Annotated in this window: 26 protein-coding genes; 10 read left to right on the forward strand and 16 right to left on the reverse strand. The window is 64.7% G+C overall.

The genetic code is table 11. From position 1 onward, the window contains the following. From rplS to GL284_RS10520, 8 genes are all read right to left on the reverse strand, one after another. A complete protein-coding gene (gene rplS, locus GL284_RS10485) occupies positions 1-381 on the reverse strand; it encodes a 50S ribosomal protein L19 (RefSeq protein ID WP_155044570.1) in 381 nt (126 codons plus the stop codon). Positions 382-469: 88 nt separating this feature from the next. Continuing rightward, positions 470-1,255: a tRNA (guanosine(37)-N1)-methyltransferase TrmD gene (trmD, locus tag GL284_RS10490; protein WP_155044571.1), complete on the reverse strand. Its 786-nt coding sequence runs from the start codon at positions 1,253-1,255 to the stop codon at positions 470-472. After that, a complete protein-coding gene (locus GL284_RS10495) occupies positions 1,252-1,578 on the reverse strand; it encodes a hypothetical protein (protein WP_155044572.1) in 327 nt (108 codons plus the stop codon). Before GL284_RS10495 ends, trmD begins: the two co-directional genes overlap by 4 nt. Further along, positions 1,575-2,084: a ribosome maturation factor RimM gene (gene rimM, locus GL284_RS10500; protein WP_155044573.1), complete on the reverse strand. Its 510-nt coding sequence runs from the start codon at positions 2,082-2,084 to the stop codon at positions 1,575-1,577. Before rimM ends, GL284_RS10495 begins: the two co-directional genes overlap by 4 nt. 6 nt (positions 2,085-2,090) lie before the next feature. Further along, on the reverse strand, positions 2,091-2,465 hold the full coding sequence (gene rpsP, locus GL284_RS10505; RefSeq protein ID WP_155044574.1) for a 30S ribosomal protein S16: 375 nt from the start codon (positions 2,463-2,465) through the stop codon (positions 2,091-2,093). 48 nt (positions 2,466-2,513) lie between these two features. Beyond that, positions 2,514-2,810: a chorismate mutase gene (locus GL284_RS10510; RefSeq protein WP_155044575.1), complete on the reverse strand. Its 297-nt coding sequence runs from the start codon at positions 2,808-2,810 to the stop codon at positions 2,514-2,516. 180 nt (positions 2,811-2,990) lie between these two features. Next, complete coding sequence (ffh, locus tag GL284_RS10515; protein ID WP_155044576.1) at positions 2,991-4,487, reverse strand: signal recognition particle protein; 1,497 nt, start codon at positions 4,485-4,487, stop codon at positions 2,991-2,993. Between the two features lie 204 nt (positions 4,488-4,691). Next, positions 4,692-5,279 (reverse strand): FMN-dependent NADH-azoreductase, encoded by a 588-nt coding sequence (locus GL284_RS10520; RefSeq protein ID WP_155044577.1) that lies wholly within the window; start codon positions 5,277-5,279, stop codon positions 4,692-4,694. 158 nt (positions 5,280-5,437) lie between these two features. Between GL284_RS10520 and GL284_RS10525 the strand changes: the two genes are divergently transcribed. Both GL284_RS10525 and GL284_RS10530 read left to right on the forward strand, forming a co-directional pair. Then, a complete protein-coding gene (locus GL284_RS10525) occupies positions 5,438-6,007 on the forward strand; it encodes a peroxidase-related enzyme (RefSeq protein ID WP_155044578.1) in 570 nt (189 codons plus the stop codon). An 8-nt stretch (positions 6,008-6,015) separates the two neighbouring features. Next, on the forward strand, positions 6,016-6,921 hold the full coding sequence (locus tag GL284_RS10530) for a DMT family transporter (RefSeq protein WP_230383019.1): 906 nt from the start codon (positions 6,016-6,018) through the stop codon (positions 6,919-6,921). 99 nt (positions 6,922-7,020) lie between these two features. Here GL284_RS10530 and GL284_RS10535 read toward each other — a convergent pair whose 3' ends face one another. Both GL284_RS10535 and GL284_RS10540 read right to left on the reverse strand, forming a co-directional pair. Continuing rightward, on the reverse strand, positions 7,021-8,988 hold the full coding sequence (locus GL284_RS10535) for a protein meaA (protein ID WP_155044580.1): 1,968 nt from the start codon (positions 8,986-8,988) through the stop codon (positions 7,021-7,023). 237 nt (positions 8,989-9,225) lie between these two features. Beyond that, the gene (locus tag GL284_RS10540) at positions 9,226-9,975 is read right to left on the reverse strand and encodes a pyrroline-5-carboxylate reductase dimerization domain-containing protein (protein ID WP_155044581.1); all 750 of its coding nucleotides are present in this window, start codon (positions 9,973-9,975) and stop codon (positions 9,226-9,228) included. 275 nt (positions 9,976-10,250) lie between these two features. Between GL284_RS10540 and GL284_RS10545 the strand changes: the two genes are divergently transcribed. Together GL284_RS10545 and ccrA are read left to right on the forward strand one after the other, a co-directional pair. Then, on the forward strand, positions 10,251-11,150 hold the full coding sequence (locus GL284_RS10545; RefSeq protein WP_196216758.1) for an alpha/beta hydrolase: 900 nt from the start codon (positions 10,251-10,253) through the stop codon (positions 11,148-11,150). Between the two features lie 142 nt (positions 11,151-11,292). Next, positions 11,293-12,582, forward strand: coding sequence for a crotonyl-CoA carboxylase/reductase (ccrA, locus tag GL284_RS10550; protein ID WP_155044583.1), 1,290 nt, complete (start codon positions 11,293-11,295; stop codon positions 12,580-12,582). Positions 12,583-12,618: 36 nt separating this feature from the next. On the opposite strand, the gene GL284_RS10555 is transcribed toward ccrA, so the two are convergent. Next, positions 12,619-12,822, reverse strand: a complete 204-nt coding sequence (locus GL284_RS10555) for a hypothetical protein (protein ID WP_155044584.1) — start codon at positions 12,820-12,822, stop codon at positions 12,619-12,621. Between the two features lie 124 nt (positions 12,823-12,946). Then, a complete protein-coding gene (locus GL284_RS10560; RefSeq protein ID WP_155044585.1) occupies positions 12,947-13,153 on the reverse strand; it encodes a hypothetical protein in 207 nt (68 codons plus the stop codon). 153 nt (positions 13,154-13,306) lie between these two features. Between GL284_RS10560 and GL284_RS10565 the strand changes: the two genes are divergently transcribed. Then, the gene (locus GL284_RS10565) at positions 13,307-13,909 is read left to right on the forward strand and encodes a sulfotransferase family protein (RefSeq protein WP_155044586.1); all 603 of its coding nucleotides are present in this window, start codon (positions 13,307-13,309) and stop codon (positions 13,907-13,909) included. Here the strand turns inward: GL284_RS10565 and GL284_RS10570 are convergent. After that, positions 13,899-14,357 carry a type II toxin-antitoxin system RatA family toxin gene (locus GL284_RS10570; RefSeq protein WP_155044587.1) on the reverse strand — a complete coding sequence of 153 codons (459 nt, stop codon included), beginning with the start codon at positions 14,355-14,357 and terminating at the stop codon, positions 13,899-13,901. The two genes, GL284_RS10565 and GL284_RS10570, sit on opposite strands and share 11 nt — an antisense overlap. Before the next feature lie 59 nt (positions 14,358-14,416). Between GL284_RS10570 and GL284_RS10575 the strand changes: the two genes are divergently transcribed. Beyond that, positions 14,417-14,605, forward strand: a complete 189-nt coding sequence (locus tag GL284_RS10575; RefSeq protein ID WP_155044588.1) for a hypothetical protein — start codon at positions 14,417-14,419, stop codon at positions 14,603-14,605. A 27-nt stretch (positions 14,606-14,632) separates the two neighbouring features. Here the strand turns inward: GL284_RS10575 and ypfJ are convergent, their stop codons facing one another. Further along, the gene (gene ypfJ, locus GL284_RS10580; protein ID WP_155044589.1) at positions 14,633-15,478 is read right to left on the reverse strand and encodes a KPN_02809 family neutral zinc metallopeptidase; all 846 of its coding nucleotides are present in this window, start codon (positions 15,476-15,478) and stop codon (positions 14,633-14,635) included. Between the two features lie 143 nt (positions 15,479-15,621). Between ypfJ and GL284_RS10585 the strand changes: the two genes are divergently transcribed. From GL284_RS10585 to GL284_RS10600, 4 genes are all read left to right on the forward strand, one after another. Further along, positions 15,622-16,218, forward strand: a complete 597-nt coding sequence (locus tag GL284_RS10585; RefSeq protein WP_155044590.1) for a DedA family protein — start codon at positions 15,622-15,624, stop codon at positions 16,216-16,218. 53 nt (positions 16,219-16,271) lie between these two features. Continuing rightward, positions 16,272-16,766 (forward strand): disulfide bond formation protein B, encoded by a 495-nt coding sequence (locus GL284_RS10590; RefSeq protein WP_155044591.1) that lies wholly within the window; start codon positions 16,272-16,274, stop codon positions 16,764-16,766. Between the two features lie 90 nt (positions 16,767-16,856). After that, positions 16,857-19,604 (forward strand): DNA gyrase subunit A, encoded by a 2,748-nt coding sequence (gene gyrA / locus GL284_RS10595; RefSeq protein WP_425274239.1) that lies wholly within the window; start codon positions 16,857-16,859, stop codon positions 19,602-19,604. A gap of 58 nt (positions 19,605-19,662) precedes the next feature. Beyond that, the gene (locus tag GL284_RS10600) at positions 19,663-20,733 is read left to right on the forward strand and encodes an AI-2E family transporter (RefSeq protein WP_155044592.1); all 1,071 of its coding nucleotides are present in this window, start codon (positions 19,663-19,665) and stop codon (positions 20,731-20,733) included. Here GL284_RS10600 and GL284_RS10605 read toward each other — a convergent pair. Next, positions 20,730-21,092 carry a glyoxalase superfamily protein gene (locus GL284_RS10605; protein ID WP_155044593.1) on the reverse strand — a complete coding sequence of 121 codons (363 nt, stop codon included), beginning with the start codon at positions 21,090-21,092 and terminating at the stop codon, positions 20,730-20,732. The genes GL284_RS10600 and GL284_RS10605 overlap by 4 nt on opposite strands. Continuing rightward, entirely contained in the window at positions 21,089-23,566 is a 2,478-nt protein-coding gene (locus GL284_RS10610; protein ID WP_155044594.1) for a DUF3772 domain-containing protein, read from the reverse strand. Before GL284_RS10610 ends, GL284_RS10605 begins: the two co-directional genes overlap by 4 nt. Between the last annotated feature and the right edge of the window lie 2 nt (positions 23,567-23,568).

Here is a 23,568-nt window from a genome sequence, read left to right on the forward strand (position 1 = left end):
TTAAGCCTTGGCTTCGGCTTTGGGCTTGTAGTTGGTGACTTCGGCGATACGGGCCGATTTGCCGCGACGGTCACGCAGATAGTACAGCTTGGCGCGACGAACGCGGCCACGACGCACGACGGTGATCGAATCGACATTGGTCGAATACAGCGGGAAGACACGCTCGACGCCTTCGCCGAACGAGATCTTGCGCACGGTGAAGGACGCGCCGATGCCGCCGCCCTTGCGCGAGATCACGACGCCTTCATACATCTGCACGCGCGAACGCGTGCCTTCGGTCACTTTATAGCCGACGCGCACGGTGTCGCCGGCCTTGAAATCCGGGATTTCCTTGCCGAGCGTGGCGATTTGCTCGGCTTCCAGTTGGGCGATCAGGTTCATCGCTTTCATTCCTCTGTTTGCTCACGGTAGTCCCGTGATTGGTCTGATGCGCCCGAGAGCTGTCGGTCCTTAGCCGGGCCCATATGCGTCAGCCTTTCGGCCGATCTTCATATGCCCGCCACAGATCGGGGCGGCGTTCCTTGGTCAGCCTTTCGGCCATGTCGCGTCGCCAACTGGCAATAGCCGCGTGATTTCCCGAAAGCAGAACCTCGGGGATCTCGCGGCCTTCCCAATGGGCGGGCTTCGTATACTGCGGATGTTCAAGAAGACCGTCGGAAAAGGATTCCTCGGCCAGCGATTCCTGATTCCCCAGCACGCGCGGTATAAGGCGAACCGTCGCGTCGATCAAGACCTGAGCTGCAAGCTCTCCGCCGGTCAGGACATAATCGCCAATGCTGATTTCCTCGACGCCATGCGCATCCAGCACACGCTGGTCCACGCCCTCGAACCGGCCACAGATCAGCGTCATGCCCGGCCCTTCGGCCAAGGCGCGCGCGCGGGCCTGCGTGAAGGGCTTGCCGCGCGGAGACAGATAGATCACCGGCAGCGCGGCCCCCGCCTCGTGCAGCGCCGCCGACATGACATCGGGACGGATCACCATGCCCGCGCCGCCGCCTGCGGGCGTGTCATCGACATTGCGGTGCTTGCCGATGCCAAAGGGGCGCAGATCGGTGGTGCGCAGGTTCCACAGCCCCTCGGCCAGCGCGCGTCCCGTCAGCGACAGGCCCAGAATGCCCGGAAACGCCTCGGGGAACAGTGTCAGGATCTGCGCCGTCCACGCATCGCGGACCTGCGGCTCGGCCATCAGGTCACGCGGTTGCAGGCTGGCACGGATCGACAAGCGGCCATGCGATTTGCTGGGCGGCTGGGTCATCCCCGCGCTTTCAGCAGGTTCCCGGCAGCCACGATCAGCGCCCCGGCAACGGCCACGCCCACGGGCGCCGCAGTGGGCATCGCCACCGGCGTCAGCAAGCCGCCCAGATACCAAGCGCCCATGCACAGCGCGCCGCAGATCAGGATCGCCTGCGCCATCAGACGCGGATTGGGCGACAGCCCCCGCCCCGCCAGCACCGGGATCGAGCCTGCCAGCATCACCGGCGCGAAGATATAGGCGTTCGGATTGTCGCTGCCGGTCAGACCTTGCAGAAACGGACCCAGCAGCATCAGCACGAAGCCCAGCACGAACAGGACGATCATTCGGTTTCCTCCTCCTCGGGCGGGTCGGCGATAATGCGGCCTGCGGCCAGATTGACGGTGGGAACGAAGGCGCGGGTAAAGGGCAGCAGCAAGGTCTGCTTGCGGCCCGCGCCAAAGATTTCAAGGATATCGCCCGCGCCGTGGTCATAGACCGCGCGGACCTTTCCGATCAGCACACCGCCCGCGTCATAGACCTCAAGGCCGATCAGGTCGGTGTGATAGAATTCGTCATCCGGCAGCGCCGGAAGCTTTTCGCGGTCTGCCCACAGCGTGACGCCCTTCAGCGCCTCGGCATCCTCGCGGGTATCGACGCCCGAAAGCCGGGCGCCAAGACCGCCAGTCACCGGCCGCGTCAGGCGGACGGTGAAGCTGCGTTTGCCATCCTCGGACCAAAGCGGACCATAGGACGCGATGTCATCGGGCTGCGAGGTGAAACTTTTCAGCCGCACCTCGCCCCGGACGCCAAAGGCGCCTGCAATCGCGCCGATACAGATCCGCTCGGCCATCGGGGATTATTCCGAAGCGGCTTCTTCGGCGGGCGCGTTGGCAGCGGCTTCACGCTCGGCGCGCTTGGCGGCACGCTCTTTCGCGGCCTTGCCCGGCTCGCCTTTTTTCAGGTTCTGACGCTCGGTCTTGGGCGAGATGCCGGCGGCTTCCAGGAAGCGCGCAACGCGGTCGGTCGGCTGTGCACCCTGGCTCAGCCAGTATTGCACGCGCTCGACATTCATCTTGATGCGGTCTTCGGAATCCTTGGCCAGCAGCGGGTTATAGGTGCCCAGCTTTTCCAGGAAGCGGCCGTCGCGCGGCATACGCGCGTCGGATGCGACGATGGCATAGTGCGGGCGTTTTTTCGAACCACCACGGGCCAGACGGATTTTCATTGCCATTGGGTTTCTCCTTTGAAATGGCGGGTTTGACGGGCGTTTCGGGTGCCGTCAGGATTGAAAGGTTTCATGATGGCGGATGACTTCCGCGATCACGAAATTCAGGAATTTGCGCGCGAATTCCGGGTCGAGATCGGCCTCGCGCGCGAGGCGTTCCAACCGCTCGATCTGGCGTGCCTCGCGGGCGGGATCGGACGGAGGAAGGTCGTGTTCGGCCTTGAGGCGGCCGACGGATTGGGTGTGCTTGAAGCGTTCGGCCAGCGTATAGATCAGGATGGCATCCAGACGGTCGATGCTGTCGCGGTGATCTTTCAGCAGCGTGGCGGCGCGGGCGACAAAATCGGTCATTGCACTCTCCGGGCTGGGCGTACGGGATGTGCGCCGGGCATATGCAGGGCCTTGCCCGCGATCATGACGGCGCGCGCCCGGCCCGCCATCGCGGCCGACGCAGCCCGGCGGGCCTGCCCGCTGCGGGGCAAGGCCGGGGTCGTCATCCGGGGCATGGGCTGGATCTGCGCGCGCATCGGCTTACTTCTTCCCGAACAGACCCGACAGACCGCCGGGCAGGTTCATGCCGCCAAGCTGGCCGCCCAGACCCTTAGGATCCTGCAGCATCTTGGTCGCTTCGGCCATTTTCGCGGGATCGACATCGCCCATATCGGGCAGACCGCCGCCCTTGCCGGTCATGGCGCGCATGGCTTGCTTCAACATGCCGCCCTTGCCCATCTTGCCCAGCTTCTTCATCGTGTCGGCCATCTGCTTTTGCATCTTCAAAAGCTTGTTCAGCTCGGACACTTCCATCCCCGCCCCTGCCGCGATGCGCTTTTTGCGGCTGGCCTGCAGCATGTCGGGATTGGCGCGTTCCTTTTTCGTCATCGAGTTGATCAGCGCCACCTGACGCTTCAGCGCGCTGTCGTCAAAGCCCGCGGCCTCGGCCTGCTTGGCCATCTTGTTCATGCCGGGCATCATGCCCATGATGGACTGCATCCCGCCCATCTTCTGCATCTGTTCCAGCTGGTTCTTCAGGTCGTTCATGTTGAACAGACCTTTCTGGAAGCGCTTCATCATGCGTTCGGCCTGTTCGACCTCCAGCACTTCCTGCGCCTTCTCGACAAGGGCCACGATGTCGCCCATGCCAAGGATGCGGCCCGCGACGCGCTGCGCGTCAAAGACCTCGATCGCGTCCATCTTTTCGCCAAGGCCGACAAAGCGGATCGGCTTGCCGGTGACCGCGCGCATCGACAGCGCGGCACCGCCGCGACCGTCGCCATCCATCCGCGTCAGCACCACGCCGGAAATGCCGACCTTGCCGTCGAATTCTGTCGCGACATTCACCGCGTCCTGCCCGGTCAGACCATCGACCACCAGCAGGGTTTCGCGCGGGTTGGCCACGTCACGGACGGCCTGCACCTCATCCATCAGCACATCGTCGATATGCAGACGACCGGCGGTGTCCAGCATATAGACGTCATAGCCGCCCAGCGTCGCCTGTTGCTTGGCGCGCCTGGCGATCTGCACCGCATTTTCGCCCGGCACGATGGGCAGGGTATCGACGCCGATCTGCGTGCCAAGGATCGCCAGCTGCTCCATGGCCGCCGGACGGTTGGTGTCCAGCGAGGCCAGCAGAACCCGCTTCTTTTCGCGGTCTTTCAGACGCTTGGCCAGTTTCGCGGTCGTGGTGGTCTTGCCCGAGCCCTGCAGGCCGACCATCAGGATCGGCGCGGGCGGGTTGTCGATGCGCAGAGCGTCAGGCTCACCCTCGCCCTGCAGGACCTTGATCAGCTCGTCATGGACGATCTTGACGACCTGCTGGCCGGGGGTGATCGACTTGGTGACGGCGCTTCCGGTGGCCTTGGCGGTGACGGATTTGACGAAACTGCGCGCCACCGGCAGCGACACATCGGCCTCAAGCAAGGCCACGCGCACCTCGCGCATGGCGGCGGCCACGTCATCCTCGGACAGCGCGCCCTGCTTGGTCAGCCGGTCGAAGACGCCGCCAAGGCGATCGGACAGATTTTCAAACATCGGCGGCCCTCCGCAGGCAGTTTCGGTTCATCCCCGCACAGGGACATCATAAGCAGTAACGCCCCCGTGGGCGCAACGCGCTGACGGGGGGCGATCCCCAGCCCAGCCAGGGACCGGAAGGCAATCCTTCCGGGAATCCGGGTGCTGATACGAAAAAACGCCCCCCGAGTCAACGAGGGGCCGTTCATCCGTGTTTTCGCCCGATCAGGCGGCGATGGCGTCCAGGGCGGCACGGGCACGGGCCAGCCCCGCGTCACGGTCAAAGGCCAGCCGGTCGGCCGCCACGAAGGTCACATCGGTGATGCCGATGAAGCCCAGCATGTGCTGCAGGTAATCCGACGCGAAATCCAGATCCGAGCCGAAGGGCGTGCCCGCGGCGGCATAGGCGATGATGGCGCGCTTGCCGGTCATCAGGCCCTCGGGGCCCTCGGCGGTATAGCGGAAGGTGACACCGGCGCGGGCGATCTGGTCCAGCCAGTTCTTCAACTGCGCGGTGACGGTGAAATTATAGACCGGCAGGCCGATCACCAGCACATCGGCGTCGCGGATGTCCTGAATATAGGCGTCCGAGGTGGCGATGATCTGTTTTTGCGCGTCCGAGGGCGTCTCGGGCGTCTGGCGGATGGCCTGAAACCACGCGGTGTCGATGGTCGGCACGCCGGTATTCAGGTCGCGATAGGTCACCGTGGCGTCGGGATGCGTGGACTTCAGCTTGGCCACGATCTGCGCCGTCAGGTCGCGCGATACCGAAGCATCGGCGGTGATGGCGCTGTCGATATGCAGGATATTCATGTCTCTGATCCGAAATGGGTTGTTTTACATCGAACTAGCCATTGCGCGCCGAAATGAGAATTGCGTCGGGCGCATGGCTGCCGTGCAGAATTGCCGTCCATGCGCGGCCTTTCACATCCGCCTGCGCTGCGACAGACTGCCGGGCAAGGAGGAACCCCATGTCAGATCACCCCATCAGCCGCTTTGCGGTGCCGTCCCTTGACGCCCTGCCCGACGATATCGCCCTGCGCATCCGCAAGGTCTCCGAGAAATCGGGCTTCATCCCGAACGTCTTTCTTGCCCTTGCGCATCGCCCGGACGAATTCCGCGCCTTCTTCGCCTATCACGACGCCCTGATGGAGCGTGACGGCGGTCTGACCAAGGCCGAGCGTGAAATGATCGTCGTCGCCACCTCGGGGGCGAACCATTGCCAATATTGCGTCGTGGCGCATGGCGCGATCCTGCGCATCCGCGCCAAGAACGCGCAGATCGCCGATCAGGTCGCGGTGAACTGGCGCAAGGCCGATATCAGCCCGCGCGAACGCGCCATGCTGAGCTATGCCGAAAAGGTGGCGCTGCGCGCGCATGAGATCGGCGATGCCGATCATCAGGCCCTTGCCACGGCGGGTTTCACCCAGGACGAGATCTGGGATATCGGCGCCATCGCCGCGTTCTTCGCGATGTCGAACCGGCTGGCCAATGCCGCCGACATGCGCGCCAATGATGAATTCTACATGCTGGGACGATGATGAACGGAATGATCCATACGCGGATGGAGGCCCGCGACTGGAGCCTGCTGCTGCTGTTGTCGCTGATCTGGGGCGCATCCTTCTTCCTGATCGGCATCTCGGTCGATCAGGTGCCGGTGATGACGCTGGTGGCCGCCCGCGTGGGCTTCGCGGCGCTGGCGCTATGGCTGATCTGTGCGCTCAGCGGCCGCAGGATCCCGCGCGATCCCCGGATCTGGGGTGCCTTCGCGGTCATGGGATTTTTCAACAATGTCATCCCGTTTTCGCTGATCACCTATGCCCAGACCGGCCTGCCCGCCGGTGTGGCCTCGATCCTGAATGCGACGACACCGCTTTTCACGGTGCTGGTCAGCGCGGTCGTGCTCAGCGATGAACGCGCCAGCGTGATGAAGATGGTGGGCGTGGTGCTGGGCATTGGCGGGGTCGCCACGATGATCGGACTGGACAAGGTGGCCGGTCATGCAAATCCGCTGCCGAACCAGCTTGCCATGCTGGGGGCGGCAGTGTCCTACGCCATCTCGGGCGCATATGGGCGGCGCTTCGGCCGAATGAGGATCGATCCCGTGGTGACGGCGGCGGGAATGGTGACGGTCTCGACGCTGATGCTGGGTCCGGTGGCGCTTGCCGCGAATGGCTGGCCGCAGGGCATCGACGCCGCCCATTGGCTGGCCGTCGCCACGCTGGGCGTGCTGTGCACCGGCATCGCCTATGTGATCTATTTCGGCATATTGTCCCGTGCGGGCGCCACGAACCTTTCGCTCGTGACCTTCCTCGTGCCAGTTTCGGCCATCCTGCTGGCATGGGCCTTTCTGGGCGAGACGCTGGGACCCGCGCATCTTCTGGGCATGGCGATCATCGCCGCCGGATTGTCGCTGATCGATGGCAGGATCTACGCCCGCACGCCGCGCTGCTGAAAGGCAGGCTATTGGGTATTTGGAAAACAAGGAAACCTGCAAGCGCCGCGCGAGCATCTTCCTTGTTTTTCAAATACCCATGCAACAGCCGCCACAGGCTCAGGCCGCCGCCTCCTCGGGCGAGACCAGCGCCACGATATCCATCATGATGCGGTTCAGCTCGAAATCCTTTGGTGTATAGACCCGCGCCACGCCCATGGCGCGCAGGCGCGCGGCATCGTCGTCCGGGATGATGCCGCCCACGACGACCGGGACCTGCAGCCCCGCATCCTGCATCCGGTTCATCAGATCCTCGATCAGCGGCATGTGGCTGCCCGACAGGATCGACAGGCCGACGACATGCGCGCCGTCTTCTGCCGCGCGGTTCACGATCTGCTCGGGCGTCAGACGGATGCCTTCATAGGTGATGTCCATCCCGCAATCGCGGGCCCGGAAGGCGATCTGTTCGGCACCGTTGGAATGACCATCAAGGCCGGGCTTGCCGACCAGAAACTTCAATCGCCGCCCCAGCCGGGCGCTGGCGGCATCGACCGCCGCGCGGATCGGCTCCAGCCCCTCGGTGCGGTTCGACGGGGCCGAGGACACGCCGGTCGGGCCGCGATATTCGCCGTGCACCTCGCGCATCACGGCCGCCCATTCGCCCGTCGTGACGCCTGCCCGCGCCGCCGCGATGGACGGCCCCATGACATTGGCGCCCTTCTGCGCGGCATCGCGCAGCGCGATCAAGGCGGCCTCGATGGCCATCTTGTCGCGAGCTTGCCGCCAGCTGTCCAATCTGGCGATCTGTTCCTGTTCGACCGCCGGATCGACCACCATGATGCCGCCGTCGCCCGCCGTCAGCGGCGAAGCCTCGCCCTGCTGCCAGCGGTTCACGCCGACGACGACGGTTTCGCCGTCCTCGACCCGGTTCAGCCGCGCGGCATTGGAATCGACCAGCCGGGATTTCATATATTCGATGCTGGCGATCGCGCCGCCCATCTGGTCCAGCGTGGCAAGTTCGGCCCGGGCGCCGGCTTTCAGTTCTTCGACCTTGGCGGCGATGGCGGGGTTGCCGTCGAAAAGGTCGCCATATTCCAGCAGATCCGTTTCATAGGCGACGATCTGCTGCATCCTCAGCGACCATTGCTGGTCCCAGGGGCGCGGCAGGCCCAAAGCCTCATTCCATGCCGGCAGTTGCACCGCGCGAGCGCGGGCGTTTTTCGACAGCGTCACCGCCAGCATCTCCAGCAGGATGCGATAGACGTTATTTTCCGGCTGCTGTTCGGTCAGCCCCAGCGAGTTCACCTGCACCCCATAACGGAAGCGGCGAAAGCGGTCGTCCTGAATGCCGTAGCGATCACGGCAGATCTCATCCCACAGCTCGGTAAAGGCGCGCATCTTGCACAGCTCGGTCACGAAGCGGATGCCCGCATTCACGAAAAACGAGATCCGACCGACCATGGCCGGGAAGTCCTCGGCCGCGACCTTGCCCTGCAGATCGTCCAGCACGGCAATGGCCGTGGCCAGCGCATAGGCCAGTTCCTGTTCCGGCGTTGCCCCCGCCTCTTGCAGGTGATAGGAGCAGACGTTCATCGGGTTCCATTTCGGCAGGTGCTTCGCCGTATAGGCCGCGACATCGGTAATCATCTTCAGGGATGGTTTCGGCGGGCAGATATAGGTGCCGCGCGACAGATATTCCTTGATGATGTCGTTCTGAACCGTGCCTTGCAGCGCCGTGACATCCGCGCCCTGTTCCTCGGCCACGGCGATATACAGCGCCAGCAGCCAGGGCGCGGTCGCATTGATCGTCATCGAGGTGTTCATCTGCTCCAGAGGGATCTGGTCGAACAGCGCCCGCATATCGCCCAGATGGCAGATCGGCACGCCGACCTTGCCGACCTCGCCGCGTGCCAGAATATGGTCGCTATCATAGCCGGTCTGCGTCGGCAGGTCGAAGGCCACCGACAGGCCGGTCTGCCCCTTGGCCAGATTGCTGCGATACAGCGCGTTGGATTTCTGCGCCGTGGAATGTCCCGCATAGGTGCGAAACAGCCATGGCTTGTCCTTTTGGGTTGCAGATCCGGTCATCGCTGCCTCGCAACAAAATTACGACAGTCAAATCGTTACCGAAAGAAAGATGCGTCGTCAATTCGCTGCATTGCAGAGACGGCACCGCTGATTTTGCCGGGAAAATCCGCCTGTGATCCGCCCGCACCGGCCACCATCGCCGGAGGGCAGGGAATCGCCCGCGGCACCAATGGCCGTGCTAGACTGCGCGCCTTCGGCGGTGCCGGGGCCAGCACCGGCCGCATCCCGCAATGCCGATCAGCCGCGCAACTTGTCCTGAACCGCATGGCAGGCGGCCAGCCATGCCTGCGGCTGCCCGGCCTGCTGAAGCACCTGCAAGCCGCGTTCGGTAATGCCGCCGGGCGTCACCAGTTCGGCCAGCAGGCGATCCGTGGGCAGCGGGCTTTCGGCGATCATCGCGCCTGCCGCCTCGAAGGTGCGCGCAACCAGCAGCCGCGATGCCGCGGGGTCCAGCCCTTGTTCAGCCGACCACGCGGCGGTGCGCGAGATCAGATCCTGCGCCCAGCCATATACCGCCGCCGAGACGGTCGCGGTTTCAAAATCGGCCTCCGCCGGCAGCGCGATCACCGGCCCAAGCCGCTGGATCAGCGCGTGCGCGCCCGGCTCGTCCGGGAACATCACGGTGGGGCTGCGGCCAATCTCGGCTGCGGTCATCGGCATGATGCGCACGATCTGCGCGCCCGGCGCGGCAGCGGACAGCACCGCAACCGGCACACCCGCGCAGGCCGACATCAGCACCTGCCCCGCCCGCCACGGCAGCCCCACCACGGCAGCCGCCGCGTCCGCAGGCCGCACCGCCAGCAGCACCATATCGGCGCGCGCGACCAGATCGGCATTGTCCAGCGCCAGCCCATAGCCCTGTGCCTTGGCCAGCCGGGGGCCATGACCGCGCGGCGACAGCAGGATATCGGCAGGCCGCAGCCCGGAACGCGTCAGCCCTGTCAGCATCGTCGTGGCCAGATGGCCCACACCCAGTATTCCCAGCATCGCGGCACGCTCCTTGGTCGGCGTCTGTTCCTCGCTTGATACTGCCGCAGGCGCCAAAGATACCACCGCGCAGTTCCATGGCCGGACAGGATCCGGTCAATGACGGCCCGGCGCGACACGATCCGCGCGGCAGGCCCCGCCAGCGCCCGCGGCATCTGCGCATCCTTGCGGCAGTTCCTGCGCGCCTCACGCGGTTTTGCGGGCGCGGCGTTGGTGGCATGTCCCGAAGATGTTAGGGTCCCCCGATCGGATGACCTGACCGCAGGAGGCAAATGATGCTGACCCGCCGCCTGGCATTGGGCGTGCTTGCCGGAGGCATGGCCGCCCCGGCGCTGGCCCTTCCCGGCTTAAGACCCGGCCTGACCGAGCTTGCCTATGCGCCGGATTCGCCGCGCAATCTTCTGGACATTCACCGGCCCGAGGGCGCGGGACCCTTCCCCGCGATTCTGGACATCCATGGCGGCGGGTTCATCAGCGGCGACAAGCGCCAGCTTGCCGTGCCCCGGCAGATCCTGGCCAAGGGCATCGCCGTGGTGCGGATGAATTACCGCCTGTCGGATCAGGCACGCTGGCCCGCCCAGCAGGACGACGTTCTGGCCGCAGCGGCGTTTCTGCAGACCCGCGCCGCAGAACTTGGGCTGCAACCGGGGCGGCTGGCGCTGGGGGGCAGGTCCGCCGGGGCGTTCATGGCTGTTTCGGCGGCGATCAGCATGGTGCAGGCCGGACGGCCTCCGGCGGCGGTGGTGAATTTCTATGGTCCGATGGATTTCGGCAGCATGGACAAGGACATTGCCCGGCTGGGCGTCAAGGTCCAGCGCCTGCCCGCCGACAGCCCGCAAAGCGTCGAGTCGCTGTTGATCGGCTATGCCGTCGGCGACCGGCGCGAGGCCGCGACCGCCATGGGTCCGGTCGGGCGGCTGGACGCGCTGGCGAAGGGCGTGCATCTGCCGCCGCTGTTCAGCCGCCACGGCACGGCGGATACCATCGTGTCGGTCCACCAGTCCGAACATCTGCGCGACGCATGGCGGCGCGTCGATCCGGGCGCTGCGATGGATTTCGCCCTGCTGCAGGGCGAAGGCCATGGCACGGCGGGTTTTTCCAGCGACCGCGTGCTGGGCGATCTGGCGGGCTTTCTGTCGCATTGGCTGCGGCCCGCTGCGTCCCAGAAGGGCTAGCCACCTGCCGCGCCGTCACGAAAAGGAATTATCATAAAGTTGCGCAACCATCGGCTATTTCTGTTGCAATGTTGCGCGGCCATGATTAGCCATTTGTCAGAGACGCCAGATTCTGCGCCGCAGCAAAGGAGACAGACCGCTGATGGCCCTTGATTCACCGCCTACCATTGCGCCCTATGACGCGCCGCAAAAAGACCTGTACGAGATGGGCGAGATGCCCCCGCTGGGGCATGTGCCAAAGCAGATGTATGCATGGGCCATCCGCCGCGAACGCCATGGCGAGCCGGAAAAGGCCATGCAGATCGAGGTCTTGGATACCCCCTCGATCGACAGCAACGAAGTGCTGGTTCTTGTGATGGCGGCGGGGGTGAATTACAATGGCATCTGGGCCGGTCTGGGCGTGCCGATCAGCCCCTTTGACGGCCATAACGAACCCTATCACATCGCAGGCTCGGATGCCTCGGGGATCGTCTGGGCGGTCGGCGACAAGGTGCGCAACTGGAAGGTCGGCGATCAGGTCGTCATCCACTGCAATCAGGACGACGGCAACGACGAGGAATGCAACGGCGGAGACCCGATGTTTTCGCCCACGCAGCGCATCTGGGGCTATGAAACGCCGGATGGCAGCTTTGCGCAGTTCACCCGCGTTCAGGCGCAGCAACTGATGCGCCGCCCGCTGCATCTGACATGGGAGGAATCGGCCTGCTATACGCTGACGCTGGCCACCGCCTACCGGATGCTGTTCGGCCATGAACCGCATGAGCTGAAACCGGGCATGAACGTCTTGGTCTGGGGCGCCTCGGGCGGGCTTGGCTCATATGCGATCCAGTTGATCAATGCAGCGGGCGGCAATGCCATCGGCGTCATCAGCGAAGAAGACAAGCGCGATTTCGTCATGGGGCTGGGTGCGAAAGGCGTCATCAACCGCAAGGATTTCAAATGCTGGGGGCAATTGCCTACGGTGAACACGCCCGAATACAAAGAGTGGTTCACCGAGGCGCGCAAGTTCGGCAAGGCGATCTGGGACATCACCGGCAAAGGCAACAATGTCGATATCGTCTTTGAACATCCGGGCGAGGCGACCTTCCCCGTCAGCACGCTGGTCTGCAAAAAGGGCGGCATGGTGGTGATCTGCGCGGGCACTACCGGCTTCAACTGCACCTTCGACGTGCGCTATATGTGGATGCATCAGAAGCGCCTGCAGGGCAGCCACTTCGCACATCTGAAACAGGCAAGCGCCGCCAACAAGCTGATGCTCGAGCGCCGTCTGGACCCCTGCATGTCCGAGGTGTTCCCCTGGGCCGAAATCCCCGCCGCGCATACCAAGATGTATCGCAACCAGCACAAGCCGGGCAACATGGCGGTGCTGGTGCAATCGCCGCGCACCGGCCTGCGCACCTTCGAGGACGCATTGGAGGCGGGGCGGCGCTAGCCCGCCCCAGCCCTGTCCCGGCCGCAGGCCGGGGCCTCAGGCCTCGATCTGGGGGCGGTGCTGGCGGCAGGACCATTTCTGCACCCGTTCGCGCGGGTGGGTTTCGGACCATGCCGCCAGTTGCGTCTGGCCGTGCAGCATGCAGGTCATCAGCCCCACCTCAGCCGTGAAAAGCAGGCTGCGATCCTGACATTCAGTGGGATTTGCGGTCAGGCAGGTGACGAAAAACAGTTCGATCATCGGGCAACTCATCTGGTTGACCCTCCCCTGAGCCGTATCATGCGCCCGCAGGGCCGAGGCGCAAAACGCCATGACCGCAATTGCGGGTGGGCAAAGGCAATTGCCCCGCTGCCGGGCAATGCCGTCAGATGTCCTGCCCGTCCTGCCCCGCAAAGCTGCATTTCCATTCCCGCACGCGTTCCTTGGGATGGGTCTCGATCCAGCGGGCCAGTTCTTTCTGACCCTGCAACATGCAGGTGAACAGGCCGTTTTGCGGCTCGAACAGCAGGCTGTGGTCGTGGCAGTCCTGCGGTTGGGCGATCAGGCAGGTGACGAAGAAAAGCTCGATCATGGCGCACTCCACGATGATTGCCTTATACACGCACAAGCCGGCGGAAAAGTTGCGCCACAGGCGGCGATTCTGCCGGTGCCGCGCTGCATAGGCGGTTGAACGCCGCCCTGCGCCGCGATAAGCGACGACAGGTTACAACCACTGGTTTTGTCAATGTTGATCTTTATCCAGCCGCGCCTTGTGCTGCTTTCCGTTCCCAAGACCGGCACCACGGCGCTGGAACAGGCGCTGGCCCCGAAAGCGGAAATCGCCTTCCGCTCGCGACCCGAGATCAAGCACCTGAACCATCGCCAGTATCTGAACCGCATCAAGCCGCTGCTGGCGCCTTTGGGCGAAAAGCCGTTTGAAAGCGTCGCGGTGCTGCGCGAGCCGCTGGACTGGCTGCGCAGCTGGTATCGCTTTCGCGCCCGCGATGAGCTGATTGGCCATCAGAACAGCACGGCGCAGATCAGCTTCGATCAATTCGTGCGCGACTATCTGTCCGACGACCGCCGCCCGCCGCATGCGCGGCTGGGACGGCAAAGCGACTTCCTGATCGACCATGCCGGCAAGATGGCCGTGCAGCACGTCTTTCGCTATGAGGCGATGGATGCGCTGGTGGCCTTTCTGGCCCAGCGGCTGAAGACCCCGATCACGCTGGAGCGCGCCAATGTCTCGCCCCCGGCGGTGGCGGATCTGTCGCCGGAAACCCAAAGCATGGCCCGCACCGAACTGGCACAGGAATACGCCGCATGGGAGGCCGCGATCAGCGCCTGACCTCGCCGTAAAGCGCGCGGGCGCGGTCCTCGAAGGCGCGGACGATGCGGGTCATCGCCTCGCCGAAGACCACGCCGATCACCTTGCCAAGGATGGCGTTGCGGAATTCAAAGTCGACAAAGAAATCGACCTTGCAGCCTTCGGGCGTGTCCGCGAAGCTCCAACCGCTTTTCAGGTATTTGAACGGGCCGTCCAGATATTCGGTGTCGATGCGCTTCTGGTCGGGCCACAGCGTCACGCGGCTGCCGAAGCGTTCGCGGAACACCTTGAAGCTGATGACCAGATCGGCCTCGACGACCTCGCTGCCATCCGGGCCGGGCTTGCGCGACCGGATCCGGGCGGCGCTGTTCCAGGGCAGGAACTCGGGGTATCTTTCCACATCAGCAACCAGAGCATACATCTGGTCGGCGCTATAGGGCAGGATGCGGCTGTCGCTGTGCTGAGGCAAGGCGTCTTTCCGGCTGTGGTTCGGTGCGTCGCGCGCAGCACTATCAAAGGAATGGGCGAATGAACAACCTCATCTGGCTGATCCGCGCGTCTCGTTGGGCGCGCAACCCGCCAAGCGCGCGGATGGTCAAGCTGGTGCTTGTTATTGTCGCAGCCGGTCTGGTGCTGGTCGGGCTGGAACATTTCGGGCTTTGGCCTGACTGGGCCACGCTGGACCGGCCACGGGGGATGCACCTGCCGCGGCAATGATCTTGCGGCAGACAGATGATGCGGGGCCTAAAGCCCCGCCGCCTTGAACGTGTCGCATTGCCCAAGCTGGCCCGACTGGAAGCCGCGCATGAACCAGTCCATGCGGTCCTGAGACGAGCCATGGGTGAAGCTGTCGGGCATCGGCGTGCGGCCCGCATTGCGCATCAGCGCATCATCGCCCACCGCCGAGGCCGCGTTGATCGCCTCTTCGATATCGCCCTGCTCGATGCTGCCGAACTGGTCATGCGCGCCGCGTGCCCAGATCCCGGCAAAGCAATCCGCCTGCAACTCGGTCAGGACCGAGATATAATTGGCATCGGTTTTGCTGGATTGCTGGCGGGCCTTCATCGACTGGCCAAGAATGCCCAGCACGTTCTGGACGTGGTGGCCCACCTCATGCGCGACGACATAGGCATAGGCGAAATCGCCGCCCGCGCCCATCTTGGTCTGCATGGTGCGAAAGAAATCCGTGTCCAGATAGATCTTGCGGTCATTGGGGCAATAGAACGGCCCCATCGCCGCCGAGGCCCCGCCACAGGCCGATGCCACGCTGCCCGAGAACATCACCAGCTGCGGATCGACATATTGCACCCCGGTCTGTTCCGGCAGGATGCGGGCCCAGACCTCTTCGGTATCGGCCAGCACCACCGACACGAACTGGCCGATCTGCTGGTCTTCCTGGCTCAGCTCGCGCGGCTGGCCCGAGCCGCCATCCTGCATCCCGCCGACCAAGGGCGAAATGTCGATGCCCAGAAACCAGCCCACGGCCAGCACGACCAATGTGCCGACGATCCCGATGCCCCCGACACCCGCGCCGCCCATGCTGCGCCTGTCCTCGACATTGCGGCTGCCCCGCCTGCCCCGCCACTGCATGAGTGCCTCCGAACCTGACCTGAAACCGTGAAATCCCACTGCCGGGCAGGATGAACGCAAAAGCAAAAACCTGCAATACTGTCGCGGGGTTGACAGATCGGCCCCGCCGCTTCAGCAAACGCATGTGCTGGATGGAGTTTCACATGTTTGACTGGGTGGTATCGACGATCGACAGCTGGGGCTATGCCGGGGTCTTCCTGCTGATGGTGGCCGAGCATCTGTTCCCGCCGATCCCGTCCGAGGTCATCATGCCGCTGGCAGGCTTTCTGGCGGCGCAGGGCAAGATGTCGCTGGTGCTGACCATCGTGATCGGCACGCTGGGATCCACCATCGGCACGACGGCGTGGTATTTCCTTGGCATGTGGATCGGAGAGGCGCGGCTGAAGCGCTTTGCCGCACGCCACGGGCGGCTGATGGCGCTGTCGCCTTCGGATATCGACAATGCGCGGCACTGGTTCGACCGCCATGGCGGGGCTGCGGTGTTCTTTGGCCGGATGCTGCCTGCGATCCGCACGCTGATCTCGGTTCCGGCGGGGCTGGCACGGATGCCGTTCGGCAAGTTTCTGGCCTTCACCATTGCGGGCAGCGCCATCTGGACCAGCCTGCTGACCTTTGCCGGCCTGATCCTGCACGAGAATTACACGCTGGTCGAAGGCTATATCGACCCGCTGTCCAAGCTGGTCATCGTCACCGTGGTGGGCGCCTATCTGTATCGCGTCATCACCTGGAAGCCGCACTGAAATCACGCAAAAGGCATTTGCCGACGCGGAAAACCGGACCTAACGAAAGCGCCATGTCACAGGCACATCTGAAAAATCTTGGCATGCTGGCGGGCGCGGGATCTGCGGCGCTTCTGGCTGCCGCGCTGACCTTCCAGCAAATGGGCTATGCCCCGTGCGAGCTTTGCATCCTGCAACGCTGGCCGCATCTGGCCGCCGCCATCATCGGCGGGCTGATCGCCGTTCTGGGCTGGAAACGCTGGCTGGCGTTTCTGGGCCTGCTGGCGGCGCTGACCGCCTGCGGCTTTGCGATCTTTCACGCGGGCGTCGAATTGCAACTGTGGCAGGGGCCGCAGCATTGTTCAGGCGGGGTCGGCGGGCTGGCCACCATGTCCACCACCGATCTGATGGCCGCGCTGGAAAAAGCCCCGGTCGTGCGCTGCGATCAGGTGGCATGGAGCCTGTGGGGCATTTCCATGGCAGGCTGGAACGCGATCTGTTCGGCGCTGCTCAGCGGGCTGTGGGCGGCCTGCCTGCGCGGGCGCAAGCGGCTGGGCGGGCCGGTCTGACCGGGTTTTGCCCTGTCGCGCGACCGTCAAGATTGCACCGCGCGCTGGTATGGGATAGACCGCTTCTCAACAATATGTTGAGGCGACCCCGTGGCTGACACCCCAGAAAACGACGATGGCGAAACCCCGGAAACCGGCGCACCCGAACGCGCCGTGATGGCCCATGACGGCCCGGTGATCGACATCGCGGACGAGATGCGCTCGTCCTATCTGGACTATGCCATGTCGGTCATCGTCAGCCGGGCGATTCCCGATCTGCGCGACGGCCTGAAGCCCGTGCATCGCCGCATCCTGTTCGCGATGAACGAGACCGGCAACACCCATGACAAGCCCTATCGCAAATCGGCGCGTCCGGTCGGCGACGTGATGGGGAAATACCACCCGCATGGCGATGCCGCGATCTATGACGCGCTGGTGCGGATGGCGCAGGACTTTTCCATGTCGCTGCCGCTTCTGGACGGTCAGGGCAACTTCGGCAGCATGGACGGCGATTCTGCCGCCGCCATGCGCTATACCGAGGTGCGGATGGACAAGCCCTCGGCCTATCTCTTGATGGATATCGACAAGGATACCGTCGAATTTCAGGACAACTATGACGGCAAGGATCGCGAGCCGACGGTCCTGCCCGCGCGCTTCCCGAACATGCTGGTCAATGGCGCGGGCGGCATCGCCGTCGGCATGGCCACCAATATCCCACCGCACAATCTGGGCGAGGTGATCGACGCCACGCTGGCGCTGATCGAAAGCCCGGATCTGTCCATCGAACGCCTGATGGAGATCGTGCCCGGCCCGGACTTTCCGACCGGCGGCATCATCCTTGGCCGCTCGGGCATCCGCAAAGCCTATCTGGAGGGGCGCGGCAGCGTCGTCACCCGCGCCAAGACCCGGATCGAGGAAGGCCGCAACGGTCGCCAGCTGATCGTGCTGGATGAGATCCCGTTTCAGGTCAACAAGGCCACGATGATCGAAAAGATCGCCGAACTGGCCAAGGAAAAGCGCATCGAGGGCATCGCCCATGTGCAGGACGAATCCGACCGCAACGGCGTCAGGGTCGTTGTGGAGCTGAAACGCGATGCCACGGCCGAGGTGGTGCTGAACCAGCTGTTCCGCTTCACCTCGATGCAGACCAGCTTTGGCTGCAACATGCTGGCGCTGAATGGCGGGCGTCCCGAACAGCTGACGCTGCGCGATTTCCTGACGCATTTCCTGACTTTCCGCGAAGATTTCGTCGCCCGCCGCACCGCCTATGAACTGCGCAAGGCGCGGGAACGCGCGCATGTGCTGTGCGGTCTGGCCGTCGCGGTGTCGAATGTCGATGAGGTCGTGGCGACCATCCGCAGCAGCGCCGATGCCGCCGAGGCCCGCGAGCGCCTGATGTCGCGCCGCTGGCCCGCGCATGAGATCGTGGAATATCTGCGACTGATCGACGATCCGCTGCATCCGGTGAATGACGACGGCACCTATAACCTGTCGGAAACGCAGGCCCGCGCCATTCTGGAACTGCGCCTGCAGCGCCTGACCCAGCTTGGCGTGCAGGAAGTCACCGATGAGCTGAAATCGCTGGCCGATTCCATCCGCGAATTTCTGGCCATCCTTGCCTCGCGCGACCGTATCATGGGCATCATCGCCGATGAGCTGCGCGAGGTCCGCAACCTGTTCGCCGTGCCGCGCCGCACCCAGATCGTCGACTGGGCCGGCGACATGGACGATGAGGACCTGATCGAGCGCGAGGATATGGTCGTCACCATCACCTCGGGCGGATATATCAAGCGCACGGCGCTGGCCGAATTCCGGTCGCAGCGCCGGGGTGGCAAGGGCCTGTCGGGCATGGCCACCAAGGAAGACGACGTGGTGACGACGCTGTTCGTGGCCAATACCCATACCGAACTGCTGTTCTTCACCACCGATGGCATGGTCTACCGGCTGAAGACCTGGCGTCTGCCTTTGGGCGGGCGCACCTCGAAGGGCAAGGCCATCGTCAACATCCTGCCGATCCAGCAGGGCATCTCGATCGCGGCGCTGCTGCCGATGGACGCGCCCGAGGTGGATTGGGACAATTATCAGGTGATCTTCGCCACCTCGGATGGCGATGTGCGCCGCAATGCGCTGTCGGATTTCACCAATATCATGCGCAACGGCAAGATCGCCATGAAGCTGCCCGAGGGGGTCGAACTGATCGGCGTGCGGCTGGCGACCGAGAATGACGATGTGATGCTGGTCACCGCCTCGGGCCGGGCGATCCGCTTCCAGACCACCGATGTTCGGGTGTTCCGCAGCCGCGATTCCACGGGCGTGCGCGGCATCCGGCTGGTCAATGACGGCGACCGCGTGGTGTCGATGTCGGTCATCCGGCATTTCGAGGCCGATCCCGCCGAACGCGCCGCCTATCTGAAGATGCGCCGCGCGGTCGAAGGCGCGCTGGATGACGGGGCCGAGGCCGATGAGGACGACGACAACGTCGCCGAAGCCGCCATCACGCAGGCCCGCTATGCCGAAATGTCGGCGGCCGAGGATCTGATCCTGACCATCACCGCGCGGGGCGCGGGCAAGATCAGCTCCAGCTTCGATTACCCGCTGCGCGGGCGCGGCGGACAGGGCGTCACCGCGATGGACAAGGGGATGCGCGGCGGTGAACTGGTCGCCAGCTTCCCGGTCGAACGCGACAATCAGATCATTCTGGCCACCTCGACCGGCCAGTCGATCCGCGTGCCTGTCGACGGAATCAGCTTCCGGTCCCGTTCTGCCGGTGGCGTGCGCGTCTTCAACACGGCACCCGGCGAGATCGTGGTTTCGGTTGCCCGCATCGCCGAGAGCGGCGAGGATGAACCCGAAGAATGATCCGCAGCCGGGACGCGGCCCCATCGCGCCCCGGCCCGCCTAAAACACGAGGGACGCCTTGAGCACCAGAGACTCGCAGCTGAGCGAGCGGTTGCAGACCGGATTTCTGGGCGTCATCGCCTTCGCGCTGATTCTGGCCCTGCTGGTTCAGGCCCGGTTCATGCTGATCTGTCTGGCATTCGCGATCATCATCTTTTCGCTGACCAGTGACGCCATTTCCGCCTTTGCCCGGCTGAAAGTGCCCAATTGGCTGGCAACGGCGCTGGCGCTGATCGCCATCGCGGTCGGGCTGCTTTGGGCCGCGACCGCCATCGTGGCGCAGCTGAACGAGGTGGTTTCGACCTCGATCGCCTATTCCGACCGGGCGCAGGCGGTGCTGTCCTCGCTGAGCCAGCGCTGGGGACCGCGTGCGCAGGAATCCATCAACACCTTTCTGGGCAGCATCGATCTGGCGGGCTGGCTGCGATCGGCGGCCAGCCAGACCACCAACCTGATTTCCGGAACGGTGCTGACGCTGACTTTTGTCGGCTTCATGTTCAGCGAAAGGCTGTGGTTCCCGATCAAGATCGAACGGCTGACCGGAGACAGCGCCCGCGCCGCCGAGGTGCTGGAACTGGTCCATACCATCATGCGCCGCGTGAACCGCTATCTGGTGGTCAAGGCGGGCATCAGCGCGGTGACGGCGGCGCTGGTCTGGGCGATCTTTCGCTTTGCCGGGCTGGAACTGGCCAATGCCGCGGCGATGATGACCTTTATCCTGAACTTCATTCCGACCATCGGATCCATCATTGCCAGCGTCATCGCCATCGGGCTGGTGCTGGCGCAGACAGGGGATCCTGCGACGACGCTGGCGATTGGCGGCGGCATCACGGCGGTGCATTTCGTCATCGGCAATGTGCTGGATCCGATGCTGCTGGGCCAGACCCTGCGGCTGTCATCCTTTGGCATCGTGCTGGCGCTGGCCTTCTGGGGCGCGGTCTGGGGCATTGCGGGCACGTTTCTGGCCGTGCCGATCATGGTCGCGGTGATGATCGTCTGCGCGCAGATCCCGTGGCTGCGGCCCGCCGCCGTGCTGTTGTCGCAGGAAGGCATCCCCGAACAGGAACCGCCGCGACGGCTGCGCGCCTAGTCCTGCTGGCAAAACCGCAGGCGGTTGCCGAAAGGGTCGATGACCTCGACCTGCCTGCCCCAAGGCAGATCCTCAAGTCCGGGGCGGTTGTTGGGATAATCCCTGCCGATCAGCTCGGCATGGAATTCGGCCACGCCGGACATCTGCACGAACACGGTCGATCCGGGCGTGGCATCGCCGTGATGTTCCGACAGATGCAGCTTCAGCCCGGCCCGCTCGACTTCAAAATACAGCGGCGCGCCGGGATGGAAGCGGTGCTGAAACCCCGGCGAAAAGCCCAGAAAGCCGCAATAGAAGTCCCGCGCCTTGCCCTCATCGAAGCTGCGCAGGACCGGGATGGCGGCGTGAAAGGCAATCATCCCCGGCCCTCGGGCGATCCCGAGGGGCTGCCTTCGGCACCGTCGTTCTGCGCCGGCTCCTGCTGGGCCAGCTTGCGCGGATCTTCGGGCGGAGTGGCGCTGTCTGCGGGCTCGACCGGCTCGATCTGCGGCTGATCGTGTTGCAGGAACACATCCATCGACGGGCGCGTGCTGGAGGGCAGGATGATCCCCGCCTCGGCGAACCGCTCAAGGATCTGGTGGTTGATTTCCGAAGTCACCCCCACCCCGCCATTGATGTCCGAGATGATGGCGCGCAATTCGTAATTCTGCCCGCTGGCATTCACGCTGCGCAGAAAGACCGACGGCGGCGGCGTCACCATGACGGTCGGCTGATCCTCGGCGATCTCGCGCAGGATCTTGGTCACCAGCCGGTGGTCCGAGCCGTTGACGACGCTGATCGGCACGATGATGCGGCCCTGCAGGCTGGTCCGAGTCCAGTTCGTCACCGGCTGCGTGATCAGGTTCGAGTTCGGCACGATGACCTGCGTGCGGTCGAAGGTCTGGATCTGGGTCGCGCGCACGGCCATCTTCTTGACGATGCCCTGCTGGCCGCCGACCTCGATCCAGTCGCCGACCGCGATGGGGCGTTCGACCAGCAGGATGATGCCCGACACGAAGTTCGACACCACCTGCTGCATGCCGAAACCGATGCCGACCGACAGCGCACCCGCGACGAAGGCCAGCGAGGTCAGGTTGATGCCCGCCGCCGAAATTGCCAGCAGCGCCGCCAACGCCACGCCGACATAGCCGATCATCGAGGTCACGGCCGTCTGCCCGCCGGAATCCAGCTTGGTCTTGGGCAGGATCGAGGTGCGGAACGCGCCCTGAATGAAGCTGGTCAGCGAATAGCCGATGATGAAGACGATGATGAACATCAGCACGGCCATCGGCGACAGTCGCACGCCGCCCACCGTGAAGCCCTGCTGCGTGCGCGTCCATGCCTCCAGCAGATCGCTGGCGCTGGCGCCCCAGACCAGCGCGAACAGCGGCAGCGACAGCACGACCAGCGCAAAGCTGACCAGCACCGGCAGCAGCCCGTCGCGCGCCGACTGGTCGCCGCCCTTGGCCATGACCCACAGATCGGCGGTGAAATCCTGCAGGACGATGACCAGCCCGACCAGCGCCAGCGTCATGATCGAGGCCCACAGGATCGCATTGCCCGCCGTGACATAGCCCGCCGCCGCCAGCAGCGGCGCAACCAGCGCGATCACCCGGCCGATGATGCCAAGGAACGCCACGACGCGGACCCGGTAATCGGGTGCATCGCTGACCTCGGAGGTGCGCAGTTTGCGCAGGATATTGCACAGCTGGAACAGAAACAGCGCGCCCAGCAGGATCAGGATCAGATGCCACACACCCGCCGAGGCTTCGGACAGGCGCTGCGGCACTGTGCCGTCATCGCTTTGGCTGTTGAACCCCGCCAGCGGCAGGATCGAGCGGGCGAACAGCTGATGCAGCGCCAGGATCATCGCCAGCATCGCCGTGCGGAACCGCGCCGGGCGGCGATGGGATTCGCTGACCGGCAAGGGCGGCACCACGCCGCTGTCGGGTTCGGGGAACATCCGCCGCGACAGCCAGATCCCGCCAAAGAACGACAGCCCCGCCGCAGGGATCGACAGCAGGACCGGCATCCCCCAATCCGCGAACAGATCCGTGGCGATCAGGGCCGCCGCGATCAGGATGACGCCGATCAGCGGGATGGCGATCTGCCCCAGTGACACGCCAAAGACCAGCGCGCCGCGCCAGCGTTCGGTGGCGCGCGCGGACAGGCGCGACGGCAGGCTGTCGATCCAGTGCCGGCCCCGCGACAGCAGGATCAGCGCCACCAGAAGAAAGCCGCCCACGACCGGCAGGCGGCTTGTAAAGCCGCTCATGCCGCCCGCATTGTCCCAGCGGCCCCGCGCCTCGTCATAGATGTGCTTGCCGACATCCCCGGCCTCTTGCAGGGCGGGCAGCCAATGCGTCGGGTTCAGCGGCGAAGGCGTCTGCCGCACCAGCGCGAAGGCCTGCCTCTGGCGCAGCGTCTGGTCGATCTGCTGCACGATCCCGTCGGCGCGGCCAAAGGATTCGCCCGCGCGCGTGGCCGGGGCCTGCAATTGCGACAGCTGATCGTTCAGCTCCTTGCGGCGTGCGGCCAGATCCTCGGCTTCGGTCGCGCCCTCGGCAGGCGGCGGCCCCAGCGCGTTGATCTGATCGCGCAGGGTGCCGATGCGGGTGCCGTTCAGGCCGCGGGCCGCGCCCAGACGGTCGCGCCATTCCACGACCTCTTCGCGGATGGATTGCAGCCTTGCATCATTGGCCTGCCCCGATTGCAGGATCTGCTCGGACTGATCGGCCAGCTTCTCCCAGGCTTCGAAATCCGGGACCTGCTGATCCTGCGCCATGACGGGCGCGGCAAGCAGCAGGGAAAGGGTCACGAAAAGCGCCGAGAAAAGCGCGATCAGGCGTTGCATCA

It is taken from the genome of Paracoccus shanxieyensis (assembly GCF_009711265.1).
Lineage (GTDB): Bacteria > Pseudomonadota > Alphaproteobacteria > Rhodobacterales > Rhodobacteraceae > Paracoccus > Paracoccus shanxieyensis.